Raw genomic sequence first — 26,386 nt, forward strand, 5'->3', positions numbered from 1 at the left:
GGCATTCTGATAAATAAAAGCGGCAGTCCTAGGAGAAAATCAGGCCCCAGACTGCCGCTGTCTCTTAAATTTTACTAACGACTTCCCTATTTTGCAGAAGAGCGACTAGGTAAGCCAAGGTCAATCCTTGCCCCCATCCTTGTACTCTTTTCTTGGAGATGACTTTGTAATCATCTACGGAATACATCACGGCTGTACCTGCCGATACATTCCGCACGGAACCGTCTTCATCAATGTTTGCCAAGATGCCCTCATAGGCTTTGGCCATATAATTTTGATGCAGCGGGTGCGCATAAGTGGTGAGTGCGGCAGCAATACCAGCGGAGGCTGAAGTTTCCTCGTAGGAGCTTTCATCCGTCAGTACCGTGCGCCACAGCCCATTCTCAGACTGGAGTCTGACCAGAGCGCTTAATTGATCGCCTAGAGCTCCTCCAATTTGCATCCACATTGGCATGAAAGGATTCAGCATTTTGTACGCTTGCGCCATCGTATAAGCCGCCCATGCATTGGCTCTGCCCCAGTAAATCGCCGACAAATGATCTTGCCTCACATTATCCCATGCGTGGTAGAACAAATTCGTCTTTGTCTCCTGCAGGTATTCTTCATGCCAGTAAAATTGATTCAGCGCATCTTCTATGTATGCTTTATTGTCTATTTTAAATCCAAGCCGCAGCAGGAAATACGCCGCCATAAATAACGTATCCGCCCACGCTTGCTCTGGGAAATCATTTTTGGAGGATACCGTATGCTGGAAAACACCCGATCCGAATCGGATGGCATCCTTGCGCAAATATTCGGCCTTCAAGAGCGCCAGGTCAAGGTACTTGGAATCGTCCGTAGCTTCATACAAGGTCAACATGGTATGCCCCATCGCGCAAGCATTAACCATCATCGGCGGCAATCCGAGCTCCAGGTACTCGTCCACCCATTTCACCAAGAAATCGATGTATTCTTGATTCCCCGTTACTTCCCAAGCTTTGCAAATGCCATAATAAGCTACTCCACAAGACCAGTTCCATGTGAAATCCATATTCATCGTTCTGCGGACTACCCGGTCTATGAGTTCTTTTACTTCATTTTCATTGCATTCAAATTTCCGCATAGGATCGATACCTCCATCTATTCTGCCTGATGAAATCTATAGCCTTAACGCACATTACCTATAAAAATAACATAATTTCCGAGGGCATTCTCCGCATTTTTAACTAAAAAATAGGCAAATCTCGCATATCTTGCGATTAGATAAAGAAACAGCAAAAAAGAGTGCACATTCAAAACTCTGTGCGCTCTCTTTTAACTTGCTTCAAATATCTATCAACTCAGATCAAACCGATCCATGGTTCGATCTAACCAACTTTGCAGCTCTTTTTCCAGTGAAATCAAAAGCTCCGTCTGCGGCCGCTCATGCAGCACAACTGGATTCAGTTGATAAGGATCCTTCTCATGCTCATAAAAGAAGCGTTGCACTTCCACTCCAGGTGCGTATCCTCTATGTACAACATAGGTGTACATGCTTGTGCGGATACCCCGCCAACCATATCGGCGGTTGTCCAAGCCAGAGGCGGCGAAGAGCTCCATCGCATCCTTTCTTCCGGGGAAACCGGAAATGAAAGCTGAGGAAATATCCGTTTCTCTCGTACCGAGGATATCACCGGACAGGTCCATCCCTTCTACAGCAGAAGGGACGGGAATGCCGGCAAGACCAAGTAGCGTAGGCATAATATCCACACTGTTAAAAAGCAGATTCGTGCTGCCTTGCTCAATCACGCCTTTCCAACTCATTAGACAAGGAATCGCGATAGATTCCTCATGCCAAGAATGCTTCGCCATTAAGCCATGCGAGCCCATGAGCTCTCCGTGATCGGACGAGAGTACGATCAGCGTGTTTTCCGCTATCCCGAGCTGCTCGACTTCCCGCCAAATCCGGCCGAATTGTTCATCCATGCCAGACACCGCTGCGAAGTAATCTCGGGTATACCGGTCCAGCGCCTCATCCCCGCTTTCAAAGGGCTCACCCGTGTGCGCAGCAAGTCGATCCGAACTTACGTTCGGTCGCAAACTCAACTCCCGTCCGCCATAGATCTCCTTGTAGCGTTCCGGCACAAGTTCAAAGGGGCTATGAGGCGGATTCCAAGAAACAAATAGAGCAAACGGTCCATCATCCTTTTCGGTTCCTTTCCCTTTTGCCCGAATAAAGTCTAACGCAACATCCGTTTCATGCTCCAATGACCACTGATCCACTTGAATCATTTCCGGTGTGTCTTTCCAATAATGCGGCTTCAAATGTTGGTCGTACGCACCGTAGGAATACCAGAAATCAAAGCCGTGTCGTTTCGGCCCTGGCGGTGTGTACGCATCCCATTCACGCGCTCCGGATTCCGGTTCCGGGCACCGATTTTGCTCAGGTAAATCCAGATGCCATTTCCCAATATAACCCGTTTGATACCCAGCCGCCTTCAGCGCATCTCCCACACAAGCTTCGTCCGGACTTAGCATAATATCCGCTCCGATCTTACAGTTCGTATAGACACCGGTCGATTGCGGATATCTGCCTGTCATGAGCGCAGCCCGGTGCGGAGAACAAAGCGGCGTACAAGAGAGCGCATGATTAAACACCAAGCTTTCTTCCGCAAATCGGTCTATATTGGGCGTGATAACAGGATCTTCCCCCATAAAACCGGCAGCCTGCTTCCGCCATTGATCAGCAAAAATATAAATGATGTTTGGCTTCATGATCAACTCACCCTTTAACCGCGCCTGCGGAAATCCCTTCGACGAAGTGGTCTTGCGCCATAAAGTAAATGATGATCGTCGGAATAATGGCACAAACCGCTGCGGCCATTAACGGGCCGTATTCCGTAGCATGCTCGGATTGGAAATGCTGCATACCAAGCTGGAGCGTAAATAAGTTATCCGAATTCAGGTAGATCAAAGGACCGAGGAAATCATTCCATGCGTGCATGAAGGTAAAGATCGTCAAGCTGGCAATCGCCGGACGAATGAGTGGAAGGATGACCCGTGCATAGATGCCAAACTCGCTCAAGCCATCAATTCTGGCAGCTTCCGAGAGTTCCTCTGGAATAGACATAAAAAACTGTCTGAACAAGAACACGCCAAATGGACTAAAAGCCCCCAACAAAATCAATGCCCAATGCGAATCGATTAACCCGATTTTCTTCATTAACATAAACTGTGGAATCATCATGACTTGGTAAGGCACCATCATCGTTGCCACATACAGGAAAAACAGTTTATCCCGCTCCGGAAATTTCACTTTGGCGAACGCATACGCAGCCGTAGAGCATGTAATAATTTGCAGCAGTGTAGTTAGCACGGCGATTTTGATCGTATTCAGGTAATAGGTGAAAAAAGGAAGCTGCGTCCACACCTTGCTGTAATTCGACCAGTAAAAGTGACTCGGTATCCACTGAATGGGGAAGCTGAATATTTCAGCCTCCGACTTCACCGATGCGGAAAGCATCCAAAGGAACGGAACAACCATGGACAAGGCGACAACGGTCACAACCGCATATAAAACCGTTTTTCTAATCCATGCACCAATTGGAGTTCGCCTCGGTAACGTCACCATCGTCCGACTTGATTCTACTTGTATATTCATGTTGGCTTCTCCCTTCTCTAACCCGATAAGCTCGTTAGGAGTAGTTCACCCAACGTTTTTGCCCTCTGAATTGAATCAACGTAATGACTAAAATAATCGCGAACAGCACATAAGCCATGGCAGAGGCATAGCCATATTCAAAGCGTTGGAACGCTGTATAATAAATGTCGTAAACCAGCATGTGCGTGGAACGGCCGGGGCCTCCTTTGGTCAAAACAAAGACCAGATCAAATACTTTGAAGGAATTGATAATGCCCATAATAATCGTAAAGAAAATGACCGGCGACAGCATCGGCAGTGTTATATTGCGGAACTGTGAGACTTTGCCTGCGCCGTCAATTTCCGCTGCTTCATAGAGATCCTTAGGAATTCCCTGTAAGCCGGCTAAATAGAGCACCATATAGTAACCGATTGAATGCCAGATACTGACGACAATGACCGAGAGGAGCGCCCAGTGTGTCGATGCAAGCCAAGTTGGCGGATTGTCGATCCCAAGGCTTCTGAGAAAGCCGTTAATCGGCCCCATGGTCGGGTTATAAAGCAGCTGCCACACGACAGCTACGGCAATGGTTGCCGTAATATGCGGCAGAAAAATCGCCGTTCGAAATATTTTAACGCCTCTCAAGCCTTTATTGAGGGCGACTGCTGCCAAAATCGCAAGAATCAGCGTCACCGGTACGGAAACGGCTGTCATAAGTAAACTATTGAGCAGGGAGATCCGGAACGTTTCATCGCTCCATAAACGCGTATAATTCGATAATCCCGCAAATTCAATTTCACCAAACCCGTTCCACTCCGTAAAACTCATGAGGAAGGAAGCACACACCGGTAAGCAAATAAAAATCAAAAATCCAAGTATATTGGGAAGCAGAAATGTATACCCTGTCAATCGATTACGCCGTAATGCTTTGCTCGAACCCTTCATATGCTTCACCCCTATCAAAACCGTCGAGCTTCACTACATAGAGCGAAGCCCGGCCGTTTCTGTTCTGTCCCTTACTTTTTGCCTGCTTTGTAATCCTTGGCATATTTATCGGCCCATTCGGAGGCAACGCGCTGGCCGATCTTTTGAATCGCTTGATCGACGGTCTGAGCGCCCGTTAGCGCCATTTCGCCTTCTTGTTTGTAAACGCTGTTCACCAAAATGTTTTTCACGCCAGGCAGCAGCGGATATTCCGGATATTCTTTTTGTTCCACGAAATAGTGGATGTTTTTAGGCTTCAAGGTACCGTCGCCAATATACGTCTTGCGGATTTCATCGTTGATATAACCTGTGAGAAAGCCCTTCGCTGCAAACTGCTTCGCGCCTTTCACGCCGGTCAAGAACTGAAGCACTTTGAACGCTTCTTCCTTGTGCTTGGAATTCTTGTTCACCATCAAGGACACCGGAGTCGCCAAGCTCGTATTGGCTGCTACGCCTTCCGGATGCGGAACGGGAACAACATCCCAATCAAAGCTGATTTTCTTCTCGGCTTCCGCTTGTCTAAGCTGTGCCACGTGCCAGTCCCCGATCAGATTCATTGCCACATTGCCCTTCTGGAAAGCGGCGTTGTAATGCGCATTTGTCGTAATTTGTTCCGCCCAACCCATCATCGAACCGTCTTTTTCCATATCCAAACGGAATTGAAGGCCTTTCTTGAACGCCGATAAGTCTTTATCGATGATCGAAGCGCCGGTTTGAACGCCTTGCATATACCACGTTTGTGCCCATGGATGCAAGAATGCCCCGTACGTTTTATTGGCTCCTTCCCCTTTGGTCATCTTCTTCGCCAGTTCACGGAATTCATCCCATGTCATATCCGCTTTCGGATAGGCCACGCCGGCTTGATCGAACAACGTTTTGTTGTAGAACAACATCCAGTTGGATTTCCGGTAAGGAAGCCCGTAAACTTTATCGTTCACTTTTAAAGAATCATACAACGGTCCATATCCGGAAACATCCACATTTGCCTTTTTGACATAATCGTCTAACGGCTCCAAAATGCCAGTGTCCAGAAACACATCCATGTTGCCGCCGAACAAATCAATATTATCCCCGGAAGACAGCTGCATGCGAAGCTTTTCGTAGTACTGCGCCTGTGGAATTGTTTCAAATTGCACTTGGATCGTCGGGTTCTCTTTGCTAAATTCTTCGTAAGCGGTTTTAAACGTTTCCAAATCATCCTGAAGTACTGTTGCTTTCAAGCTCACTTGAGCCGCTTTGGCATCCGGAGACGCCGTACTTTTATCTCCTGTCGTTTGCCCGGCGGACCCGCATCCGGCCAGCAATCCCAACAGTAAAGAGCCTGTCACAGCAAGCTTTAAACTTTTTTTCATTTGACACCCACCCTTTTTTTGATATGATTTGTGTGCGCTTTCTTATTTTGAATTATACGTAGACACCAGGCAGACCGACAGATGAATGTTTTATTCCCCCCTTTGCCTGAAGAGAAGGAAGTGATTCTATGCTGTTCGTTACTCTTGTATTGCTTATTTTCACCATATTGTTCACGTACAAAAAGCTAAATCATACGTCAACCCGCTTCATGTACGGCATTATCATCGGCTGGGTGCTTTCTTTTGTAGCCTTTACGTTGTACCTGAGCAAATTTAATTACTATTTCAATGTCATTCATACCTTTTTTGATTTCAGTCCCGGCACCTGGAATTATTTAGTTTTGACCAAATTTAATCCCGATTGGCTTATTCGCATGCTGAATATCGGCGTTGGGTTGTTCTACTGCTCGCTGCTTGGCTTCGCCATTGCCTTCACCCGCAGCTTAAGCCCATGGAACCAAAGGATCGGCTATGGAGGTATCCTACTCTTTTTTATCATCGAGACCACCTACTTTGACCCTTCTTTCCATATCGCCCTAAGCAATCAGATTGATAGCTTGACGTTCTTTCGTGTGATGGAAATGGTTATAAAGAGCCTTCGCTACCTCATACTTTTTGTTGCTTTTGGCTTACTGATCAACTATTATTTGAATTATCCGAAAATTAAGTTTATCAAAAATTTAACCTTGTATCATGTTCTGCTCTTTATTCCGCTCGTCGTCATCCATCTGTTTATTTTTTCCTGGGCTCCGAAAGTATTGGTTAAAGAAACGTATTTGAAAGGTTATTTCAACTATCTGCAGCCTCCTCTTGGCTATCAGTCGATCCTTCTGCCTGTGTTTCCATTTGCCATCTATTTAATTTTGTTTTTGATGATTTACCTGGTGTATAAGTTTAATTCCATCGAGATTTACCGTAAAAACCGCGATATTCAAATTAATAAAAGCATCGACACGGCAACGCTCGGTACGCGCGCTTTTACACATGCCCTCAAAAATCATTTGATCGGCATCCAGTCCGAGGCAGCCTATCTGAAAGAACGCCATCAGGCGGACAACGAATCCCAGTATAGTCTGGATCTCATCTTACGATCGTCGCAGTCGGCACTCGCCAGCATTAACGATGCCGCTGATAAATTAAAAAATATAAGCCTGAATCTCCAACCGATGTCTATCGATCTTCCGGTTCAGCAGGCGATTGACCGCTTAAACGAACAGGCCAGCCGCTGCCAAGTCGATTATTCGCCAGACACACTGCCCGCTAATTGTTATATTGACTTCAAGCATTTGACTGAAGCCATCTACAACCTGCTCCTCAATGCCAGTGAATCGCTCCTGTTTCGGGATGACGGCCGCATTGTGGTCGAACGCAGCCAGCAAAACGGATGGGCGCTCATCCGGATTACCGATAACGGTCCCGGCGTGGCCGAGGAGCATTTGGAGGCCATTTTCGATCCTTTTTTCACCACCAAAGCATCGGTTAATAATTGGGGCATCGGCTTGTCCTATTGCCATAAGATCATCATTGGACACGACGGGAAGATCGTCGTCGAGAGCAAGAAAGACGTGGGAACGACCTTTACAGTCTACTTGCCGATTATCTAAAAGCTGACGAAAGGAGATCCTGTACAATGACACATCAACCTATTCGTATTCTCATCGCTGATGACATGGAAGCTCACCTTCGAAGGCTGGAAAGGACATTCGCCGGACATGATGATTTTGCCTGTGTGGCGCGTGTTTCCTCGGGGCACGACGCCGTTATTCAAGCTGCGCTGCATCAACCGGATGTGATTCTCATGGATATTGAGATGGAATCCCAATTCGCGGGTATTCAAGCAGCGAAAATCATTCACGATAAATATCCCCAGATAAAAATTATCGTGCTCACCGTCCACAAGGATGAAAACTTCATCTTTGCCGCCTTTCAGACAGGCATTACGGACTATTTATTAAAAACCGCTACGGACGTCGAAATTATGGAAGCCATACGCGCCGCCTACATGAACGAATCCCCCATCCGCCCGATGATTGCTGAGAAAATCCGTGAAGAATTTGCGCGCGTGAAGCGAGCAGAGAACAGCCTGCTGAATATTATTCAGATCATTTCAGAGCTTACGCCAAGCGAACTGCAGGTCCTCCGCTTACTATGCGAAGGCAAGAAAAGGAAGCAAATTGCCGAAGAACGATTTGTCGAGTATGAAACCATTAAGAAACAAATAAATTCCATTCTCAAGAAATTTCAAATGTCTGATTCCGCAATGGTTATCCAAACCATCAATGATTTGCGAATTTTTGAAGTGCTGAAAAAGCTCTAAGCCGGCTTAAAGCCACAGTGAAAAGACTGCTCTACAAGTAGAAGACCTACTTGTGCGGCAGTCTTTTTGGCTTTAGTACCCCAGACTTATTTTTCGATAAAGAGCAATGAATTCCATACATTTACAATATCAATCAAAAGACTCATGAGGAATCCAAGTATTTCCTTTACAATTATACATATATTTTTACATATATGTATGAACTCTATAGGAGTTTATATAAAAACATTTGATTATGGAGGTATTTCATTAATGAATGTACTACGCTTAACAAGGCCTACCCCAGCAAAAATCGCTCTCATGTGCCTTCTTGTCGTTCTTGCAACCATTAGTTCGTTATTTCAGGCTGGAATAGCGTCAGCGCACGGTTATGTAGACGGTCCTGCAAGTCGCTCCGCACTTTGTAAGTCAGGTGAAAACAAAAATTGCGGTGCCATTGTTTATGAACCCCAAAGTTTGGAAGCACCAAAGGGATTCCCTGCTGCAGGACCAGCAGACGGCCAAATTGCCAGTGCCGGCGGCAAATTTCCTGAGCTTGACCAACAATCGGCTACTCGTTGGACTAAAGTGAACATGGCTAGTGGGACAAATTCCTTCACTTGGACGTTTACGGCAAATCATTCAACAACAGGCTGGAAGTACTACATCACGAAACCAAATTGGGACCCAAATGCCCCACTCAGTCGAAGTTCTTTTGATTTGACGCCGTTCTGCTCAGTAGCCTATAACAATGCACAACCCACATCCGGTCACACGGATACTTGCAATGTGCCTCAGCGCAGCGGGTATCAAGTTATCTTAGCTGTTTGGGAAATTGCAGATACCGGTAATGCCTTTTATAACGTAATTGATGCTAATTTCTCAGGTACCAATCCGGTAGATATAACTTCGCCAACAGCACCAACATCGCTTAAAGGTACAGCAGCTGCAACGAGCGTATCCTTGTCGTGGGGAGCCTCAACCGATAATGTTGGCGTTACAGGCTACAAAGTCTATAAGGGCTCTACGCTTGTCGCGAATGTCACCGGAACCAGCTATACCGTAACGGGACTTACAGCGAGCACATCTTATACCTTTACGGTGAAAGCTTTTGATGCAGCAGGCAACGAATCCGGAGCAAGCAATAGCCTGAGCATTACAACGACAGCGCCGCCGGTAACAGACACTACCCCGCCAACCGCACCGGCAGGTCTTCATATCATGGGAGCACCTACAGCATCCAGCATGATGTTGATGTGGACGGCTTCCACCGATAACGTTGGGGTAACAGGCTACAGAATCTATAACGGTTCCACGCTGGTCACAACAACTTCAGCCACAGCTGATTCTTATACCGTAACCGGGCTGGCGGCGAATACAACATATAACTTTAAAGTTTACGCAATCGATGCTGCAGGTAATCAGTCGGCTGGCAGCACGGTCAGCGGAACAACAGCTGCAGGCGAAACTCCGGCGATTGCTGCTTGGGCGACAAATACCTCTTATACAAGAGGCACTTTCGTTACCTACAATGGCCACACATACAAATGTCTGCAGTCCCATAAGTCCATCTACACTTGGACACCAACGGTCACTCCAGCTTTATGGGAATTGCAAAAATAACCCAGTAAATGAAGAAGACTACCGATAGTAATGAATCGGTAGTCTTCTTTTTACCCTTTTTCACTTTGTGATATCCCTCGTTCTATGTTAAAATCATGGCAGCGCTTACTTACATGTCGCCTTACAGCCTTATAATTAAACATGTTGGAGGGACAACTTTGGAAGAAAACGCCAAAAATGAACACGTTAATTACCATCATCCCTTGCTGCGTTACAAAATATGGGACATTACTTTAGAGCCACTGCCTTCGTTACCTTGGAATATGTGGCATTATCATAAAGAAATAGAAATCATTCTCTTATTTGAAGGTTCCATGCAAGTTGAAACAGTCGACACCATTTATCAATTACAAGATCAGGATCTCTTAATTATCGGATCATCTCGGTTGCACCGTACCCGAAGACAGAAGTTAGTCAAACAAATTGTACTGCAATTGGATATCCTGGCACAATTAGATCCATATACCAAGGACTTCTCGCCTATTTTGCTGGAATTATCGGAACCGCTGGATCGTATGAATGAGGTGCTCGCTAACAACCCATCCGTCAAAGAAACGATGTTTCAGCTGTTAGTTCAAGTGTACCAAGAGGCAAGCCATATGGAGGCTGGCTACGAACTGGCGATAAGTGGCGCCTTCAAGCAGCTGCTCTCCCTGCTCATTCGTCATGCGCCCTCTTCGCCTCCCCTTTCACCTGCAGATTGGCAGCGTCTCAAGCCCGTATTGGATTATATTGAAATCAATTATCGAAATCCGATTCGAATTCAGGATGTACTTCATCTCGTACATTTGGAGTATCACTATTTCATCAAATATTTCCAGCAGTGTATCGGTATGTCCTTCGTCGATTATCTTCATTTGAGACGCATAAAAACAGCTGAACATCTGCTGCTTACCGAATCGTTAAGTATTGCCGATGTTGGTGTTCAATCGGGGTTCCCGAATGTCAATATGTTCATTCGTATTTTCAAGCGCTATAACGAGTATACGCCTTCCGAATTTCGAAAAAAGCGAATACAAAAACCTGTATCACTCGTTTAATGTAAGAAAGTGAGAAAGTGCTCTTCCGCAGTCGGAAGAGCACTTTTTTATATTCTATGGAGGCTTTCTGTTACTCGCTTGTTTGCACCAACGCATTCTTTTGAATGAGCTCATTCGTTGCCCTGCGAGCGATCCGGGTCGCAATTAGCCCGTCCAGTCCAGTCGGCATATCTCCCGTTTGACCGGTCTCAAGCGATAAAGCAAAGGCCTCGTACATGCCCTTGAAATTCTTTTCTGACGCATAAGGAAACCGGGTCGTGCCGGATGCATTCCGCATTTCAAATATTTTGGCTTCACGATCATAACGAATAACGCCGTCAGTCCCAATCAGTTCATAAATAAAATGTGACACCGGTTCTTTGGCCGTAAAACAGTAAGAATAGCTGATTTCCAACATCGTATGCACTTTGTTAGCATGCTTCATATGCAGGTACATATGGTCTGGAGCTTCATACTCGTCCACCCAGGCCCCTTCCGAATGCTGAAGCTGCACATCCGAATTCAACCACCATCTTGCAAGGTCAATCTGGTGCACACCGCAGTCAACCATAGGTCCACCTTCAATCATTCGGTTTGCACGTCTCAAGTTTAACTGTGGAGGAACCTGCTCATCATTGACATATTTTCCATGATTACTCCATATATAACTTAGCCTCAGTGAGCGAACGTCACCGATGCTCTTATTTTCAACGATAGTTTTGATCATCTGAGCAACGGGGCTAAATCGATAGTCAAAGGCTGTAAACAGCATTAAGCCCGCTTTTTCCATCAAAGCGATCATCTCTGCAGCCTCTTCGTCATCCATAGCCAATGGTTTTTCGCATAAGACATGCTTTCCATAACGTGCGGCGTCGCGAACATTTTGATAATGAGAAGGCGCTGGCGATGTAATGACTACCGCATCAATTCCGGATTGGAAGAACAGCTCTACGTCACTAAAAACTTCAACCTGATGTTTCTTCTGCAGCTCTTCTTTTCGAGTAACAACCGGTTCATAAATAGCCGTTAATTCAAATTTAGAAGAATCCATTATTGACGGAATATGCCCGTAATTTGCAACAACTCCACAACCCATTAAACCCAACTTAAACATACATTTCCCTCCTGGAGATCCTACCAACTTGATCTTTTCTGTTTTTTCTATTCTTTAACCGAACCCATTAATACCCCTTTAACGAAATATTTTTGCAGGAATGGATATACCAACAAAATAGGGAGTGTAGCGACCACAATAGCGGCATATTTTAATGTTTCGGGAAACGCCGTTTTATTGGCATCATCGATGACTTGTCCGTATCCTGTGGAGTCTCCAATGATGACAAGCTGCCTTAATACGACCTGCAGCGTCCAATAACGCGAATTATTCATATACATGATGGCTGCAAAAAACTGATTCCAATTTCCAACGGCATAAAATAACGTGAAGGATGCAAGTGCTGGCAAAGACAGAGGTAACGCGATTCGCATAAAAATGCCAAAGTTGCTGCAACCGTCAATCCTTGCTGAGTCTTCTAACGCTTGCGGGAGACTCGCGAAGAAATTTTTCAAAACAATCAGGTTAAAAGCGGAAATAGCGCCAGGCAGCATTAAAGCCCAAAGGCTATTGATCATCCCCAGCTGTTTAACAACGAGATAGGTTGGAATCAGTCCACCGCTAAACATCATCGAAAACACTATTAGCATCAAAATAGCCCGACGCGCTCGAAACCGTTTCTTGGACAAGGAATACCCTAACGTTGAGGTAAACAACATATTGATGGCTGTCCCAACTACCGTTATAAATATGGTAAAAAGCAGCGCTCTTACAAACGACGGGGTAGTAAGAATCATATGGTAGGACGTAAGCGTAAACTTCTCCGGCCATAAAATAATGCTTTCCGTAAGCACCTGCTTGATGGGTGATAGGGATGCGACAATGACATAATAGAAGGGAATAAAGGTTATTACCGCTACTAAAAACAATGATAGATAGTTTGCACCATCGAAAATTCGACTGCCTACTCCTCTATTTCGAATCATGCTGTAATCCTCCTTCTCATTCCCTAATCAATAAATGCCATCTTCGCCGGCCTTTTTAACCAACCAATTCGCAACCGCAACAACAATGAGGCTGATAATTGATTTAAAGAGTCCAACCGCTGTAGAAAAGCTCAATTGCCCCTCAACCAATCCCTTTTGATAAACAAACGTTTCGAAAACATCTCCTACATTTCGCACCAAACTGTTCAGCATGAGGAATATTTGCTCAAATCCGACATCCATAATATGTCCCAGTCGCAGTAGAAACAAAATGATAATCGTACTGCGAATCGTTGGCAGCGTAACATGCCATAACTGTTTCCATCGGTTCGCGCCATCCATGACCGCAGCTTCATACAATTGCGGATCGACACCTGCGAGTGCAGCCAAATAGATGATGGTTCCCCAACCGGCTTCCTTCCAAATATCTTGTAAAACAATCAGCGTTCTGAAAATCGCCGGTTCCGACAAGAAATTGACCGTTTTTCCACCCATTGCTTCAATGATATGATTAACGACTCCCCCGCCTGACAACAAGACAAACGTAATAGAGGCAATGACGACCCAAGAGATAAAATGCGGAAGATAAATGACCGTCTGGATTAGCTTTTTAAAAAAAGTTTTGCTTATTTCGTGCAGCATTAGGGCGAATATGATTGGAACCGGGAAGAAAAAGATCAGCTGATAAAAGCTAATTAACAACGTATTTCGCATTAAATTCCAAAAATGATCATAAGCAAAAAGTTCCTGGAAATGCTTAAGCCCAACCCACTCACTTTTCCAAAACCCCAAGAAAGGACTGAAGTCCTGAAAGGAAATCAGAATTCCCCACATGGGCAGGTATTTAAATAAAAGAAAATAGACGATCCCGGGAAGGGCAAGCAAATAAAGGTCCCAATCTTGGATAAAGGCAACAAAATTTCGTTTCGTTACTTTCTTCGTTATCGGCTGGGTTAAGCTGGACTGCCCTGAAATTTGGTTCATACATGTCATCCCCCAATGATACTAGTTCACTTGCCGTACCATCTACGGCAAGTGAACGGAAAGAATGCGGCTTCCTTTATTTCGTTCCCTGAGATTTATAGAACTCGTTGGTTTCCTTCGTGATTTGGTCGCCTCCACCGGATTTCCATTTCGCGACAAACTCATCGAAGGCATTGGCCGGCAGCTGCCCTGTAATAATTCTTGTAAAGTAATCATATCTAAGCTTATTGTTTATTTCTTCGTTCTTCTGAATTTGCGTTGGTGAAATGTAGGATGGAAGCGTTAAGGCAATCCCTTTGTCCTTATTCCTATCCAGCGCATCACGCTGAACTTTTTGGACATCAAGCGGTGCTCCCGTATCGGAATAGCTGTAGACGTCATAAGGTGAAACCATGATCAGTTCCTTAAGATCATCCTTAATGTACTTCTCGTTCGTGGTGAACGTACCGTCCGCATTTTTCGTGTTATGGATACCATCTATCCCGTATTTATTGAAATGGTAACCTTCATCACTTGCTTCCCAGTTCATAATCTCCAGTATTTTTTCTACCTTTTCTGGTTTTGCAGTTGCAGGTATGACCCATCCGGCAGCATTACCGCTGCCAGCAAAGTATCCACTGGCGCCAGTTGGTCCTACAGGAGGATCGATATAAATAAGCTCCGCTTTGGGATCCACTTTTTTCAGTGCAGCAATGTCCTGAGCGTAGTCAATGATATAGCTCTCCAGCATAATCCCTGCTTTTCCGCTTTGAATCTCTTTTCGAGTGTTTCCTTGTTGAACCGGGAAGTCTTTGCTTAAGGCTCCTTGTGCGTATAAATCCCGTAAATATTGAAGCGACTGATTCATTCCTGGGGTAATAAATGAGTTGACAAGGGTCCCGTCTGCCTGTTTCAACCAACCGTTTCCTGTTCCGAATGCACCAAACAATGGGTTCAAATTCGATAGCTTGGGATCTGTGGCAATGCCATACGTATCTGCATTGCCATCGCCGTCAGGATCATTTTTGGTAAATGCGATGGCGACTTTAGCAAAGTCTTCCGTTGTTTTGGGAATGGGCAGATTGAGTTTATCCAGCCAATCCTTCCGAATTAGGACGCCTGTGCGTACAATCGGCCTCACCCTCGGAATCATATAAAAGTGTCCGTCTACTTTCACATTGTCCCAAATCATTTGCGGGTATTTTTTCAAATTAGGCGCTTTATCAATATATTTATCTAGTTGCATGAAAGCCCCTTGCTTCAAATAGCCGCTTAAAGCCGCATCGGGAAATGCGTTCCAGACCATCACATCCGGTATACTGCCCGAAGCCACAATCGTGTTTTGCTTGGTTGTGTAATCATTAATTGGCGTGTCCATAATCGTCAGCTTAACGTTAAACTTTTTCTCCAAAAACTTGATAGCCTCATTATCGTCATGTGTAATCTGGATATTAGCCGATGTGTAAAACATCACGCTTAAATCCATCGGTGCAGCAGCTTTCGAATCTCCGGAAGATGAATTCGTGGTTGAAGCGGAAGAACAGCCAATTAATGAGGCGGTTAGAACGGCTGTCGCTGCAAGCGTGTTTACCTTACGCAATCTGTTTTTGACCAAATGGTTAACCCCCTAGATTCATCATCTTTTTAAAGATAACGCTTTCACGACCCTCAACCATCGCTCCTACAAAACCAATTGTACGTGATAGTCCGCATAGATTCTAGGAACAGAACTGGTGTAAAATCACACAAAACTGTCATTTCACTTCTGACCGGAAGTGCTTTACTGGGTTAAAAGAGCACGAAACTGTCTTAAGCACCATGCAAGCGGATTGGGCATAAGCTGATATATGTCATTTTGAGAGGATGTTTGTACATGTATTACCGATTTGTTCCCCACTGGCCATACTATTCCCCCTATGCGGAAAGCGAGTGGCTCTCGTGGCGCAGCGCCGCCCTATCCGACGGAATCAATCGCCTGCCTGAGCAGCGGCTTTCTTTCGTGCTTGTGCATGGATCCTGGGCCGATGCTCATTTCTGGGACGGCGTTGCCGCCGTGCTGCGCAGTCAGGGGCATACCGTCCATGCGCCGGAATACGCGGGTCACGGCACAGATCCGACCAAAAATGTCACGCATGCGATGATCACGAAGTCTGTCGTCGATTATATAACGAAGCTGAACCTGCGCGATATCGTTCTCGTAGGACACAGCTTCGGTGGTACCGTCATCCAGAAGGTTGCTGAACAAATACCAGACCGCATCAAACGCCTCGTCTTCTGGGACGCATTTGTTCTGAAAGACGGCGGGTCGCTAGTCGACGAGTTACCGCCCCAGACGAGGGAGGGTTTCGAGCAGCTCAGAGCCGGATCGAAGGACGATACCATCCTGCTTCCATTTCCGCTGTTTCGCGATTTATTCGTCAATTTGGCAACTTTGGAGGAAGCCAAACGATTTTATACAGGAGTCAAGCCTGAACCGGCGAAACCACTTTTCGAAAAATTAGATCTCAAAGTGTTCTATACACTGCCTACACCCAAAAGTTACGTCTATTTCTACCAAGACAATGTGTTGCCACAAGGAGAAGGCTTCGGCTGGAATCCGCATATGTCCTCACGGCTCGGTGTGTTCCGATTGATCGTCGGCGACGGAGACCATTTTACCTATACCCGCACAAAACCTGCCGTTGTAGCACAGAAGCTGTACGAGGCGGGTCGTGACTGATTAGAACTGCAAATGCAAGCTCAGGCCTATACCGCTTGGGCTTTATTTGTTATTGGAGTTCTAGAAGATAACGGATATTTATACCAGCATATGGTATTATGAGAGTTGGATAAGCCTGTAACATGAGTGGAAAGGACGTGGATATTCTGAGCAAATGGAATGAAATGACGGACGATTCCCAGTCAAGATGGGACGAGATTGCAGCGTTTTGGGATAATTACATGGGTGAACACAGCAATCGATTCCATCGTGAAATTATCAGACCGAAGACGGAAGAACTTCTTGAAGTAAAAGAAGGCCAGTTACTGCTGGATATTGCATGTGGCAATGGAAACTTCTCACGCAGGTTGGCTGATTTAGGCGCTGAGGTTATTGCTTTCGACTATAGTCCAAACATGATCGAGCGAGCAAAATTAAGATCAACTAACTATACAAATCGCATAGACTATCAAGTGGTTGATGCAACAAACTATCAGTCATTACTAACCCTTGGAACAGAAAAGTATGATGGCGCTGTAGCTAATATGGCATTAATGGATATTGCGGATATAACCTTTTTAACAAAGGCGCTTTCACAGTTATTAAAAAAGAGCGGGATTTTCGTATTCTCCATCCCGCATCCTTGTTTCCAAACGCCAACTACAAGAAAAATACATGAATCCGAAGACCGTAACGGGGAGATTGTCACAAGAAATAGTGTCCAAATCTCAACATACTTAACTCCAGAGCCTAGCCAAACCATAGGTATAAAAGGTCAGCCTGTTCCTCATCTCCTATTTCATAGACCTTTAGCCTATTATATGAACTTATTTTTCAGCTCTGGTTTTGTTCTGGATGGGTTGCATGAGCCAAGCTTTGAGAAGGATGAACTGGAAAATAATAGATTTGATTGGTATGATATTCCGCCTGCGGTTATATTTCGTTTTAGAAAGATGTAGGGTGTGTAGTTACGAAAAACTACCCTATCATTTGGAGTGGTATTAAGGAGTTTGGTGGGGAGATGCAATCTCACCACCATTAAGTTGGCTGCCCAGCCAACCTGGAGGAACTACAGTCCGCTATTTCAGCGAATAGCGGGGGTTCGATTGGCTGAGGGGAACTACAGGGCCTTATTTCCGCTCATTGGCTGAATCACAGCCGAATACGAGAAAATAGTGGCCCCTTGTTCCCCTTCGCTGTTAGAAAAAGGGCGCTATTCGAAGAAATAGCGCCCTGTAGTTCCCTCCCGCGGGAGGATGAAAGCGGTAGTTAAAATCTTAGGGGGGAGTTTGCATCCTCCCCCTGGATTTAGCTTGTTCAAGAGCACGGTATCAGCGAATTTTCATGGGGGTGCACGCGTAACGCCGCTGACAATTCAGCGTTACTAAGGAGTTTGGTGGAGAGGTGCAACCTCACCACCATTAAGTTGGCTGCCCAGCCAACTTGGAGGAATTACAGTCCGCTATTCCGGCGAATAGCGAATAACGGGCCACCCGAGGGGAACTACAGGGCCTTATTTCTCCTCATTTGGCTGAATCACAGCCAAATAGAACGAAATAGCAGCCCCTAGTTCCCCCTCAACAAATAAAAAGGCGCTATTCAAAGAAATAGCGCCCTACAGTTCCCTTCGCCCTTCGCCGAAACGAAGGTCAAACTAATCCAATCTGCCCGTAATCCCGGCAGACTGACCTTAACTGCTTCGCGTCCAGCACAAGGCCGAAGCCTGGCGAATCGCTGCGCAGGTTGACCTGGCTGTCAGCCGTCCTTGAGGTAACCTGAGCAACGACGCAGGTTTCGAAGGCGTCCGACTCGCCCGGTTTCTCCAGCGCCTCGACCCAATCGGCCGACAGACCGATCGCGAGCTGCTGCCAGACCGTGCAAGCCGGGCCGACCAAGCTGTCGTCACCAATCATGAGCCTGGCGCCGAAACTTTGGATCTTGCGGGCCAACTCTACCGCATGAATGAGAGAACCCGCACAGCCTGGGTGGATGTTGTAGATGCCGCCCATCCCCGCCATTACCGTACGCGCAGCCTCAACCGCCGGGCGGAGAGGCGCGTCTGGCAGCAGCTGCAGCGTACCAGCCTGACGCTGCAGTTCGATCCACTGCGGCATGGTCATGCTCGCCGGGTCTTCGCAGGCATTAAGACCAGCCTCTTCCAGGATGCGCAGTGAAGCCACGATGCCGTCAAGGTCATCTTCACTCTTCTTCGGCCGATAACCGTCGTTCACATCGCCGACGATAAACGTTTCCGGTCCCATGATGTCACGGGCTGCTTCGACGACCTTTTTATCCAGAGCGATGTCCCCGAACAGCTTGACCTTGAGGTGGGTGCGGTAACCTTGGTCCCAAGACTCTTGCGCCCTCACGCGTACCTTCTCCGGGTCGTTCTCCAGGATACAGAATAACCCCGGGACAGGCTCCTTGCCATCCAGCCCCAACAACTCAAGAGCGGACTGACCGAGCAGTTGCCCCGCAAGATCCAGCAGTGCTGTCTCCACCATCTCGGCACGCTTGGAGCCCAGCTCCGTAAGCCGGCTCATCACTGTGCGTACCGCTTCCCCGATAGACATCCCGATCAGATCCCGCAACGGGCTGAGCCATTCGTTCAAATCCAACTCCTCGCGGTTGACAGCCATAATATTTTCTCCCCAGCCACTCTGTTCCCCCGCTGAAATACGGATAAATCCATGGATACGGTTGGTCCATGCCCCGTGACTGAATGTCCGCTGCACGTTCACGTCATACCGGTAAAGCTCAATGGAGCGTATCGGCTCCGTTACCTGACTCAGTCGATCCATTATCATGTTGACTTCTACTCCCTTCTTATCTCAAGGTTTATAGTTTATTATGTTCGCGAAAATCCTTAGGCGTCATGCCCTCCATCTTTTTGAAAATCCGGTTAAAATACGTCGGTTGATAGCCGACCTGTACGGCGATCTCCTGCATTTTCAGCTCGGAGCCGATAAGCAGCTCTTTGGCCTGATCCAGCCTTGTCTTGGTCAAGTAGTCAACGAAATACATACCGGTCACTTGCAGAAAAAGCTTACTCAGACCTGACGAGGAGATGCCGAGGCGGTCAGCGCAGGAGTCTAACGAAATATCCGTTTGATATTCCGAACGAATCATCCCAACCGTTCGCTCAACCAAATCGCGAGCCCTGTCGTTCTGATGATGCATAAGCTCCGCCATCAACGGTTCCACGATTCGAGCGGCATACCAAACCTGCATCTCGTCACTGTCCTTAAGTGCCAACAGCTCCGCATAGAGCTGGCCCCAATCGAACAGGGAACCGGCCTGCATCACGTCCGATTGCATCAAAGCCCCCTGCACAGCTCCCAAAAGCTTAAGACTGCCCTGCTGCAAAAGCAGTTCCCGTTTCGCATGCGCCTTCAGCTCTTGGAAAAATAAACCTAACAACCGGTGGCTTTCTTCGCCCAGGCCACTCACCATCGCATGAACCAGATCCTGCTCCAACGTGAAGGGATATCTTGAATCCGCGTGCTCGCTCATCGGTTCGTTCAAGTCGATAATCTGGTTCGGTACATCCAGCTTTCTGTGCCGCAGCGCCTGCTGCACCTCTTCCCAAGCGATCGGAACACGGCTGATGGCGGATACAGGCTGGCCTAGTCCGATGACCGTATCCATTTTCAAAATGCGGTGCAAACTGTGCCCAATCTCCGAAGCCATCCGCTTTAGCCGTTCAGCGACCTCAGCAGGAGATACCTCCCGGGGAAACATCGTGAACAAGCCGACGGATAAGTCATGCAAGTTCATGACGGATACATTGTCATTGCCTGTCAGCTCTTCAATAATATTTACCGCCGCAAACGTTACGAGCGGCTGTTCATCCTCGCGGAAGGAACCCTGCAGCCGGTGGAAACCCAGCAATTGTACGACCATCACGACAAATTGCTGGCCTTCCGGTTCCCAGCCGTACTGCTCCATCCGCTGCGTAATCTCCTGCTCCTGTAAAAGCTGCAGATGGCCCTGCACCAATTGCAGCAAGAACCCCGTCCGTAGCGAAGAGTGCTGCCCTTCCAGCCGGGACTGCAGCAGATGACTTTCTCTGCTCAAATTCCGCCATTGTTCCTCGATGTACTGGATCTCGTCTTTTGGAACGAGCAGCGGCTCCGGCCCTGCCGGGGAAATCAGCGTACGGAGAAGCCGATGAAGCGGTTGGACTAGCCGGACGGATGCGTACCACGAGCTGAGCAGGACAAACAACAAACTAATCAGCCCCACCGCCATAATGAGCCGGGAAACGAGCACAATCGGTTTCAGAAATTCAGACATCGGCACGGTCGAAACCAGCTCCCAACCGGTAATCGGTATAGTCGCCGTCGATACAACGTAAAGCTCATTTCCCCAACTCCAACGGAAGGAAGAGGATTTCTCCTGCTTCACGCTTATCTCCTTAACGAGTGCCTCGTTCATCTCTTTAACGGCAGGCGAAAACAAATCTCGTGACAGCAGCGTTCCTTCTCGATTAAGAATGAAAACAGTACCGCCCAATCCTGCATCGAAGCCCGCCAAATTTAAAAGCTGCTTCTCGTTAATTCGGGCCATGATTACGCCAAAGGGCTCGCCTATAACCGGCAGCTTGTGAATGACGAACAGACCATCGAGCGCGGGTGCCTGGAGCATGCGCCAAAACAAGCGCTCCTTGACGGCAAGCAGTTCGTGGTAGGGCTTAGCTCCACTTTCTTCCAACTTGTGGATACCTTGGCTATCCGAGATAAGGCGTGGCGGGTTCTCAAGGTACACAAAGGACTGATCAATTAGCGCACTGCTGTTATTCAAAACAGTCAGAGATTCAAAGAACTCCTTGCTAAACGCATAATTATCTTTAAAATCAATGCCTCTTAGCTTATCGCTCATCGGATTCAGCGTCCACTGGTTCATACCGACTTGCAGATGCCCAAGTGCATCGCTCACTTGCTTGACCGTGTAATCAAGCTGCAGTTTATGCGTTCGTTCAACCTCGCGCTCTATGTAGCTGACACCGATATAATAACTGCTGACTGCAATCAGCAAGGTGGGAATGGTCGTGACAATCAGAATGAGCAGCAAGCTCCGCCGGAATGCGTGTCCCCGATATAATAGCAATCCTTTTCCTAGCCGCTTCTTCATGCCCATCCATCCCATCTTTTATGCTCATACAGGAAGCGCGCTCTTGAGCAAATGCCCGAAAAGCCGCTTCCTGTTGATTTTGAAGTCTTTTATTTACCTGCTGTCCGTTTCTGATACGAATCGTTGACTTCTTTAATAATGGCCTGGAAGTTCTGGTCCTTGGACAGATTGTTCACGAAATCATCCCACGCGCTGATCGGTTCCTTGCCCATGATGACTTTGACCCGCAGATCATCTACCTTCTTATCGATCTCTGCTCCAAATTTGCTCGCCGTTTCCGAGTATAATCCGTTGCCAATATCGCCGACCAGATACGGTTCCCGTGCGTCTACGATTTTCTTGTTGCGCTCAAAGACATCAGCAGGCATCCCCGTCCGGTAAGCCCAGAGGTACTTCTCGTCGCGACTGAATATTTTACCCAGTGCACTTTGAGAGACAATATCCTTTTTAGCCTGTTCTGTGGCCAGCTTTATGCCGTCCTTCTCTGTATAGTGAACATCTTTAAAGCCATACCAAGCCAGATCCGTACCTTCCGTCGATGAACCATAGTCCATTAATTGTAAAATTGTTTTCAGCTTCGCCTCGGATACCTTCTTCGGAATCAGGAAGATACCATTGAAGCCACGCCATTGATACGCCATCTTTTTGCCTTCGGGACTAACCAAATAGGTCATTGGCAAGAAATCCGCATTGGGATTCGTTTTCCGCAGTTCTTCTGTCGGACGCCAGGAGGCCTCAACCGTATCAACCCACATGCCCGCTTTATTAGACTTGGCCATATCCTCGAACTGGCTCAGTTTGAGCACCGCAAAGTCTTCGGGAATGACTTTCTCGTCGTACAGCTTCTTTTGATACAAAATGGCATCACGGGTTTGCGGCTCCAGATAAATATGCGCCAGTTTACCATCTTTCAGTTTCCACTTGCCCTGCGTCGAGTTAAAAAGCGGCTCAAATAGGAAGGAACCTTGATTACCAGCCAGTCCAAATGTGTCCTGCTTGCCATTGCCGTCTGGATCTTTATATGTAAAAGCCTTCATCGTTTCGAATAATTCATCCATCGTCTCTGGCATTTTCATACCAAGCTTGTCCAACCAGTCTTTACGAATATTGATAAAAGACCACCCGCCCATTGGGCGAACCGCAGGAATACCATAGTTTTTGCCATCCTGCATCTTGGAGCTTTGCCAAACAGCTGACGGGTAAGCTGCCAAATTCGGGTAAGCCTTCACCAGATCAGGTGTAAGCTCCCAGAATGCACCTTCCTTTGCCATCTGCATGACAAGCGGGTCGAATGGATCCAGAACGAACATCAGATCCGGGATATCGCCGGAAGCCAGCGTCACCTTCGTTTTTTCCGCATAGTTATTGGACGAAACCCATTGAATATTTAACTTCGTATTCGTACGCTTGCCGATTTCCTGGACGATCACATTGTCGGCGCCCGGCGGTTCCGGTGTGCTGAAGTTCGTCATGATCGAAATCTCGGTCACTTTCTGGGAAGATTTTGCAGCATCGCCACCTCCGCAGCCCGTTATGGCTAGAGCGACCGCCGTCAAAATCGTTGCACTTTTTACTATACCATGTTTACGTTGTAACAAATGAAAAACCCCCTGATCCATAGTCGGATATTTGCCTCATTACCCTTTGATTGAACCTACCATGACACCCTTGGCGAAATGTTTCTGCAGAAACGGATAAACAAATAAAATCGGGACTGTCGCAATGACGACAGCAGCCATCTTCAAAGTCTCCGGAGGAATGGACTGCTCGTTCATCAGCTCCTGTGCAGCGCCTCCTCCTGCCGCCGTAGACGAATCGATCAACATGTTCTGCAGCAGAACTTGCAGCGGCCATTTCGAAGCATCGGTCATGTATAACACAGCCGAGAAAAAAGTGTTCCAGTAGCTGACCGCATAGAAAAGCCCGAACGCCGCTAACGATGGCAGCGATAATGGTAAAATAATTCGGAACCAGATCCCGATATCATTGCAGCCATCCATCTGAGCCGCTTCCTCAAGGCTATCTGGAATGCTGTCGAAGAAACCCTTCATCAGAATGACATACCAGCCGCTCGTCAATACCGGGATGATTAGTGCCCAGATGCTGTTGATCAAGTGCAAATCGCGTATGAGCAAATACGGTGGAATCATCCCCGGGTTGAAGAGTGTCGTCAGCAGAATTAACAACAGAATCGCCCGACGTGCCGGCATTCTTCTTCGCGAAAGTGCGTAAGAAAGCGCCGCCGTAATGACCAAGCTGCAGAAGGTGCCGACAATCGCCAAGAAACCGCTGATCATCGAGGCGTTCAGGAAAGACTTTGTCGACAGCAAATATTTGTAGGAAGCCAGCGACCACGTAGAGGGAAACAGCCGGAGCCCTCCCTTCAAGTATTCCGATGGGTCCATAAACGAAACGACGACAACATAATAAAGCGGGAACAACGTCACTAGCCCAATAAGAGCCAACACCGTGTAGTTAATAATCGGAAAGAGGTCCTTCGTGCTCTTTCTCATTCTTCATCCTCCTTCCTTAATACACGCCTTCTTCGCCGAACCGTTTGGCCAGCTTGTTGGCGATGACGACCAGCACCAGTCCAACCACCGACTTGAAAAGCCCGACAGCCGTACTGAAGCTGAACTGACCTTGTTGAATACCGAGCCGGTACACATACGTATCAAAAACCTCGCCTACGGTCGATACCGCCCCATTCCCCATTAGGAATACTTGTTCAAAACCAACATCCATAATATTTCCTATTCGTAAAATGAGTAAGATGAGAATCACACTGCGGATTCCTGGTAGCGTAATGTGCCAAATCTGCCGCAATCGCTTAGCTCCGTCGATTTTGGCTGCTTCGTATAACTGTGTATCCAACCCGGCAATAGCCGCCAGGAAAATGATCGTGCCCCAGCCCGCTTCCTTCCAGATCGATTGCACCGTAAGCAAGATCCAGAACAATTTCGGGTTTGTCAAAAAATCAATTTTGGAAAAGCCGAAATACACCAGCAGGTTGTTGATCGATCCATCTGTGCGCGTCAACATCAGAATCGTGATTCCTACAATGATGACCCAGGACAAAAAGTGCGGCAAATAAACGATGGATTGGATCAGCTTCTTGAAGGGCTTGCTCATGACCTCATTCAGCAGCAAAGCGATGATGATCGGCAGCGGAAAATAAAAGACCAAATTCATCAAATTAATCGCCATCGTGTTGCGGAACAACATCATAAAATCAGGGTTGGAAAAAAAACGGATAAAGTGCTCCAGCCCCACCCAATCGCTTCCAAGCACACCTCTGTACGGTGAGTAATTTTGAAATGCAATAATGATGCCCCACATCGGTACATACTTGAACAAGATCATAAACAGAATGCCCGGCAGTGCCAACATATACAGAAATTTATCGCGTTTCATAATAGCCCAAATCCGTGATCGCTGCTTGGTTGCAGGTGACCCAAGTTCCGACGGTACGTGTTGACTGAGTTCACTGTTCATTCTTTTATTGTACACCTCCTCTCGCGTCTCTTGGTGTTCGAATTGATACTCACAGCCTACGAGAATAGCGTTCTTGCCGCAATTAGACTTTTTTTCTCAGGGAAAATCCGCGTCATTACTGGCTTTTCGCTCACTACAATGAAAAAGAAGAACAAGTCGCTTATCTGTAAAGATAGCAGCCTGTTCTTCTTTTTTATCACTACGGTTTAAACACCATTAGCAAAATGACGATGAATGCAGCAAGATTTGCAATCACTTCCAACCAGGCAGATCGCCTGCGACTTTGTCTGTACGCACCAGGCAAATCATCGCCCGGCGTCTTCTGCAGCAGTGTAAGCTGCTGCTTAATGCCCGCCGGAATGAGTCCGGCAAAAATGACGAGAATGACTAGGAAGATGACAATCGAGAGCAAATACCACAGCTCTTTGAACAAAGAGGTTTCAAGAAAGCCAAGGGCCAAACCTGTAAGCAGCAGCAATGTACCACCTAGCTTAGGGAGGATCGCCGTCTTCTCCAACAGTGCGAGCGCGAACTTGGCTTGACCTGTTGTTCTGGCGCTGCTCATAATTAAAGGGTAGCAGATGACTGCAGCCATAGCTGTTATGGCGGAAACGATATGGACGAACAACAGGTAAATATACATGTACGGCCCCCTACTTTTGACTTAAGCTTCTAATGAGGATATTGTTTTGATAGTTGCGGTTTTCGTACTTATCGTTGTTTCCGTATTCGCGATCCGGGCACGCTGCTCTTCTCGATATAACATCCAACCTACGACAAGTCCGTATACGGCTGTAACAATATGGATCCAAGAAGGCGTTTTATCTGCGGCATTTGTTAACACCAATAGGGCATCGATAATAGGCATTACTATAGAAGTTAGCATGACAACGAGCATTGCTTTTCTCATTCGGAGTACCATTAAAGCTAACAGGAAGATACCAATAAACAGATCACGATCTGCTTTAATATGAACAAGATATTTATCAGAAACATCATGCAGAGGGAGGCCAAAATCCCGAATCGCCGCTTCAGGTGTGATAAAACCTTTTACTCCTAAAAACAACATCAACAGCGTAACAACCCCCACTAACCAAAACGATACTGACTTTAATCCCCAATTCGATGTGCTCATTTTTTTGTCTCCTTTTTCCAATTTATTTGATTGACTTTATTGTACAGCG

Annotated in this window: 22 protein-coding genes; 6 read left to right on the forward strand and 16 right to left on the reverse strand. The window is 46.9% G+C overall.

Features of this window, described 5'->3' with window-relative positions; genetic code table 11:
- Positions 1-64: 64 nt before the first annotated feature.
- From ACKTT9_RS28220 to ACKTT9_RS28240, 5 genes are all read right to left on the reverse strand, one after another.
- Positions 65-1,102, reverse strand: a complete 1,038-nt coding sequence (locus ACKTT9_RS28220; protein ID WP_407868535.1) for a glycoside hydrolase family 105 protein — start codon at positions 1,100-1,102, stop codon at positions 65-67.
- 212 nt (positions 1,103-1,314) lie between these two features.
- Positions 1,315-2,733 carry a sulfatase gene (locus ACKTT9_RS28225; protein WP_407868536.1) on the reverse strand — a complete coding sequence of 473 codons (1,419 nt, stop codon included), beginning with the start codon at positions 2,731-2,733 and terminating at the stop codon, positions 1,315-1,317.
- A gap of 7 nt (positions 2,734-2,740) precedes the next feature.
- Positions 2,741-3,619 carry a carbohydrate ABC transporter permease gene (locus ACKTT9_RS28230; protein WP_407868537.1) on the reverse strand — a complete coding sequence of 293 codons (879 nt, stop codon included), beginning with the start codon at positions 3,617-3,619 and terminating at the stop codon, positions 2,741-2,743.
- A gap of 34 nt (positions 3,620-3,653) precedes the next feature.
- Positions 3,654-4,544, reverse strand: a complete 891-nt coding sequence (locus ACKTT9_RS28235) for a carbohydrate ABC transporter permease (RefSeq protein ID WP_407868538.1) — start codon at positions 4,542-4,544, stop codon at positions 3,654-3,656.
- Positions 4,545-4,615: 71 nt separating this feature from the next.
- Positions 4,616-5,935, reverse strand: coding sequence for an ABC transporter substrate-binding protein (locus tag ACKTT9_RS28240; protein WP_407868539.1), 1,320 nt, complete (start codon positions 5,933-5,935; stop codon positions 4,616-4,618).
- Between the two features lie 128 nt (positions 5,936-6,063).
- Here ACKTT9_RS28240 and ACKTT9_RS28245 point away from each other — a divergent pair, with 128 nt between their 5' ends.
- The 4 genes from ACKTT9_RS28245 (at position 6,064) to ACKTT9_RS28260 (ending at position 10,894) form a co-directional block, all read left to right on the forward strand.
- Positions 6,064-7,539: a sensor histidine kinase gene (locus tag ACKTT9_RS28245; RefSeq protein ID WP_407868540.1), complete on the forward strand. Its 1,476-nt coding sequence runs from the start codon at positions 6,064-6,066 to the stop codon at positions 7,537-7,539.
- A 26-nt stretch (positions 7,540-7,565) separates the two neighbouring features.
- Positions 7,566-8,252, forward strand: coding sequence for a response regulator (locus tag ACKTT9_RS28250; RefSeq protein ID WP_407868541.1), 687 nt, complete (start codon positions 7,566-7,568; stop codon positions 8,250-8,252).
- Positions 8,253-8,504: 252 nt separating this feature from the next.
- On the forward strand, positions 8,505-9,854 hold the full coding sequence (locus ACKTT9_RS28255; protein ID WP_407868542.1) for a lytic polysaccharide monooxygenase: 1,350 nt from the start codon (positions 8,505-8,507) through the stop codon (positions 9,852-9,854).
- A gap of 158 nt (positions 9,855-10,012) precedes the next feature.
- Positions 10,013-10,894: a helix-turn-helix domain-containing protein gene (locus tag ACKTT9_RS28260; RefSeq protein WP_407868543.1), complete on the forward strand. Its 882-nt coding sequence runs from the start codon at positions 10,013-10,015 to the stop codon at positions 10,892-10,894.
- 70 nt (positions 10,895-10,964) lie between these two features.
- On the opposite strand, the gene ACKTT9_RS28265 is transcribed toward ACKTT9_RS28260, so the two are convergent.
- The 4 genes from ACKTT9_RS28265 to ACKTT9_RS28280 form a co-directional block, all read right to left on the reverse strand.
- Positions 10,965-11,987 carry a Gfo/Idh/MocA family protein gene (locus ACKTT9_RS28265; RefSeq protein ID WP_407868544.1) on the reverse strand — a complete coding sequence of 341 codons (1,023 nt, stop codon included), beginning with the start codon at positions 11,985-11,987 and terminating at the stop codon, positions 10,965-10,967.
- 47 nt (positions 11,988-12,034) lie between these two features.
- Entirely contained in the window at positions 12,035-12,913 is an 879-nt protein-coding gene (locus tag ACKTT9_RS28270; RefSeq protein WP_407868545.1) for a carbohydrate ABC transporter permease, read from the reverse strand.
- Positions 12,914-12,940: 27 nt separating this feature from the next.
- Positions 12,941-13,897: an ABC transporter permease gene (locus ACKTT9_RS28275; protein WP_407868546.1), complete on the reverse strand. Its 957-nt coding sequence runs from the start codon at positions 13,895-13,897 to the stop codon at positions 12,941-12,943.
- A 76-nt stretch (positions 13,898-13,973) separates the two neighbouring features.
- Entirely contained in the window at positions 13,974-15,491 is a 1,518-nt protein-coding gene (locus ACKTT9_RS28280; RefSeq protein ID WP_407868547.1) for an extracellular solute-binding protein, read from the reverse strand.
- A 258-nt stretch (positions 15,492-15,749) separates the two neighbouring features.
- Here ACKTT9_RS28280 and ACKTT9_RS28285 point away from each other — a divergent pair, with 258 nt between their 5' ends.
- Together ACKTT9_RS28285 and ACKTT9_RS28290 are read left to right on the forward strand one after the other, a co-directional pair.
- Positions 15,750-16,595: an alpha/beta hydrolase gene (locus ACKTT9_RS28285; RefSeq protein ID WP_407868548.1), complete on the forward strand. Its 846-nt coding sequence runs from the start codon at positions 15,750-15,752 to the stop codon at positions 16,593-16,595.
- A gap of 122 nt (positions 16,596-16,717) precedes the next feature.
- The gene (locus ACKTT9_RS28290; protein ID WP_407868549.1) at positions 16,718-17,533 is read left to right on the forward strand and encodes a class I SAM-dependent methyltransferase; all 816 of its coding nucleotides are present in this window, start codon (positions 16,718-16,720) and stop codon (positions 17,531-17,533) included.
- A gap of 690 nt (positions 17,534-18,223) precedes the next feature.
- Here ACKTT9_RS28290 and ACKTT9_RS28295 read toward each other — a convergent pair.
- From ACKTT9_RS28295 to ACKTT9_RS28325, 7 genes are all read right to left on the reverse strand, one after another.
- Positions 18,224-19,381, reverse strand: coding sequence for an enolase C-terminal domain-like protein (locus ACKTT9_RS28295; RefSeq protein ID WP_407868550.1), 1,158 nt, complete (start codon positions 19,379-19,381; stop codon positions 18,224-18,226).
- Between the two features lie 31 nt (positions 19,382-19,412).
- Entirely contained in the window at positions 19,413-21,707 is a 2,295-nt protein-coding gene (locus ACKTT9_RS28300) for a helix-turn-helix domain-containing protein (RefSeq protein ID WP_407868551.1), read from the reverse strand.
- Positions 21,708-21,796: 89 nt separating this feature from the next.
- Positions 21,797-23,305, reverse strand: coding sequence for an extracellular solute-binding protein (locus ACKTT9_RS28305; protein WP_407868552.1), 1,509 nt, complete (start codon positions 23,303-23,305; stop codon positions 21,797-21,799).
- Positions 23,306-23,344: 39 nt separating this feature from the next.
- Positions 23,345-24,220: a carbohydrate ABC transporter permease gene (locus ACKTT9_RS28310; protein WP_407868553.1), complete on the reverse strand. Its 876-nt coding sequence runs from the start codon at positions 24,218-24,220 to the stop codon at positions 23,345-23,347.
- A gap of 16 nt (positions 24,221-24,236) precedes the next feature.
- Positions 24,237-25,202 carry an ABC transporter permease gene (locus ACKTT9_RS28315; RefSeq protein ID WP_407868554.1) on the reverse strand — a complete coding sequence of 322 codons (966 nt, stop codon included), beginning with the start codon at positions 25,200-25,202 and terminating at the stop codon, positions 24,237-24,239.
- A gap of 199 nt (positions 25,203-25,401) precedes the next feature.
- Positions 25,402-25,845, reverse strand: coding sequence for a DUF2269 family protein (locus tag ACKTT9_RS28320; RefSeq protein WP_407868555.1), 444 nt, complete (start codon positions 25,843-25,845; stop codon positions 25,402-25,404).
- Positions 25,846-25,866: 21 nt separating this feature from the next.
- Entirely contained in the window at positions 25,867-26,337 is a 471-nt protein-coding gene (locus ACKTT9_RS28325) for a DUF4267 domain-containing protein (RefSeq protein WP_407868556.1), read from the reverse strand.
- Positions 26,338-26,386 lie beyond the last annotated feature (49 nt).

The organism is Paenibacillus sp. P36, assembly GCF_045866505.1.
Taxonomy (GTDB): Bacteria; Bacillota; Bacilli; order Paenibacillales; family NBRC-103111; genus Paenibacillus_E; species Paenibacillus_E chondroitinus.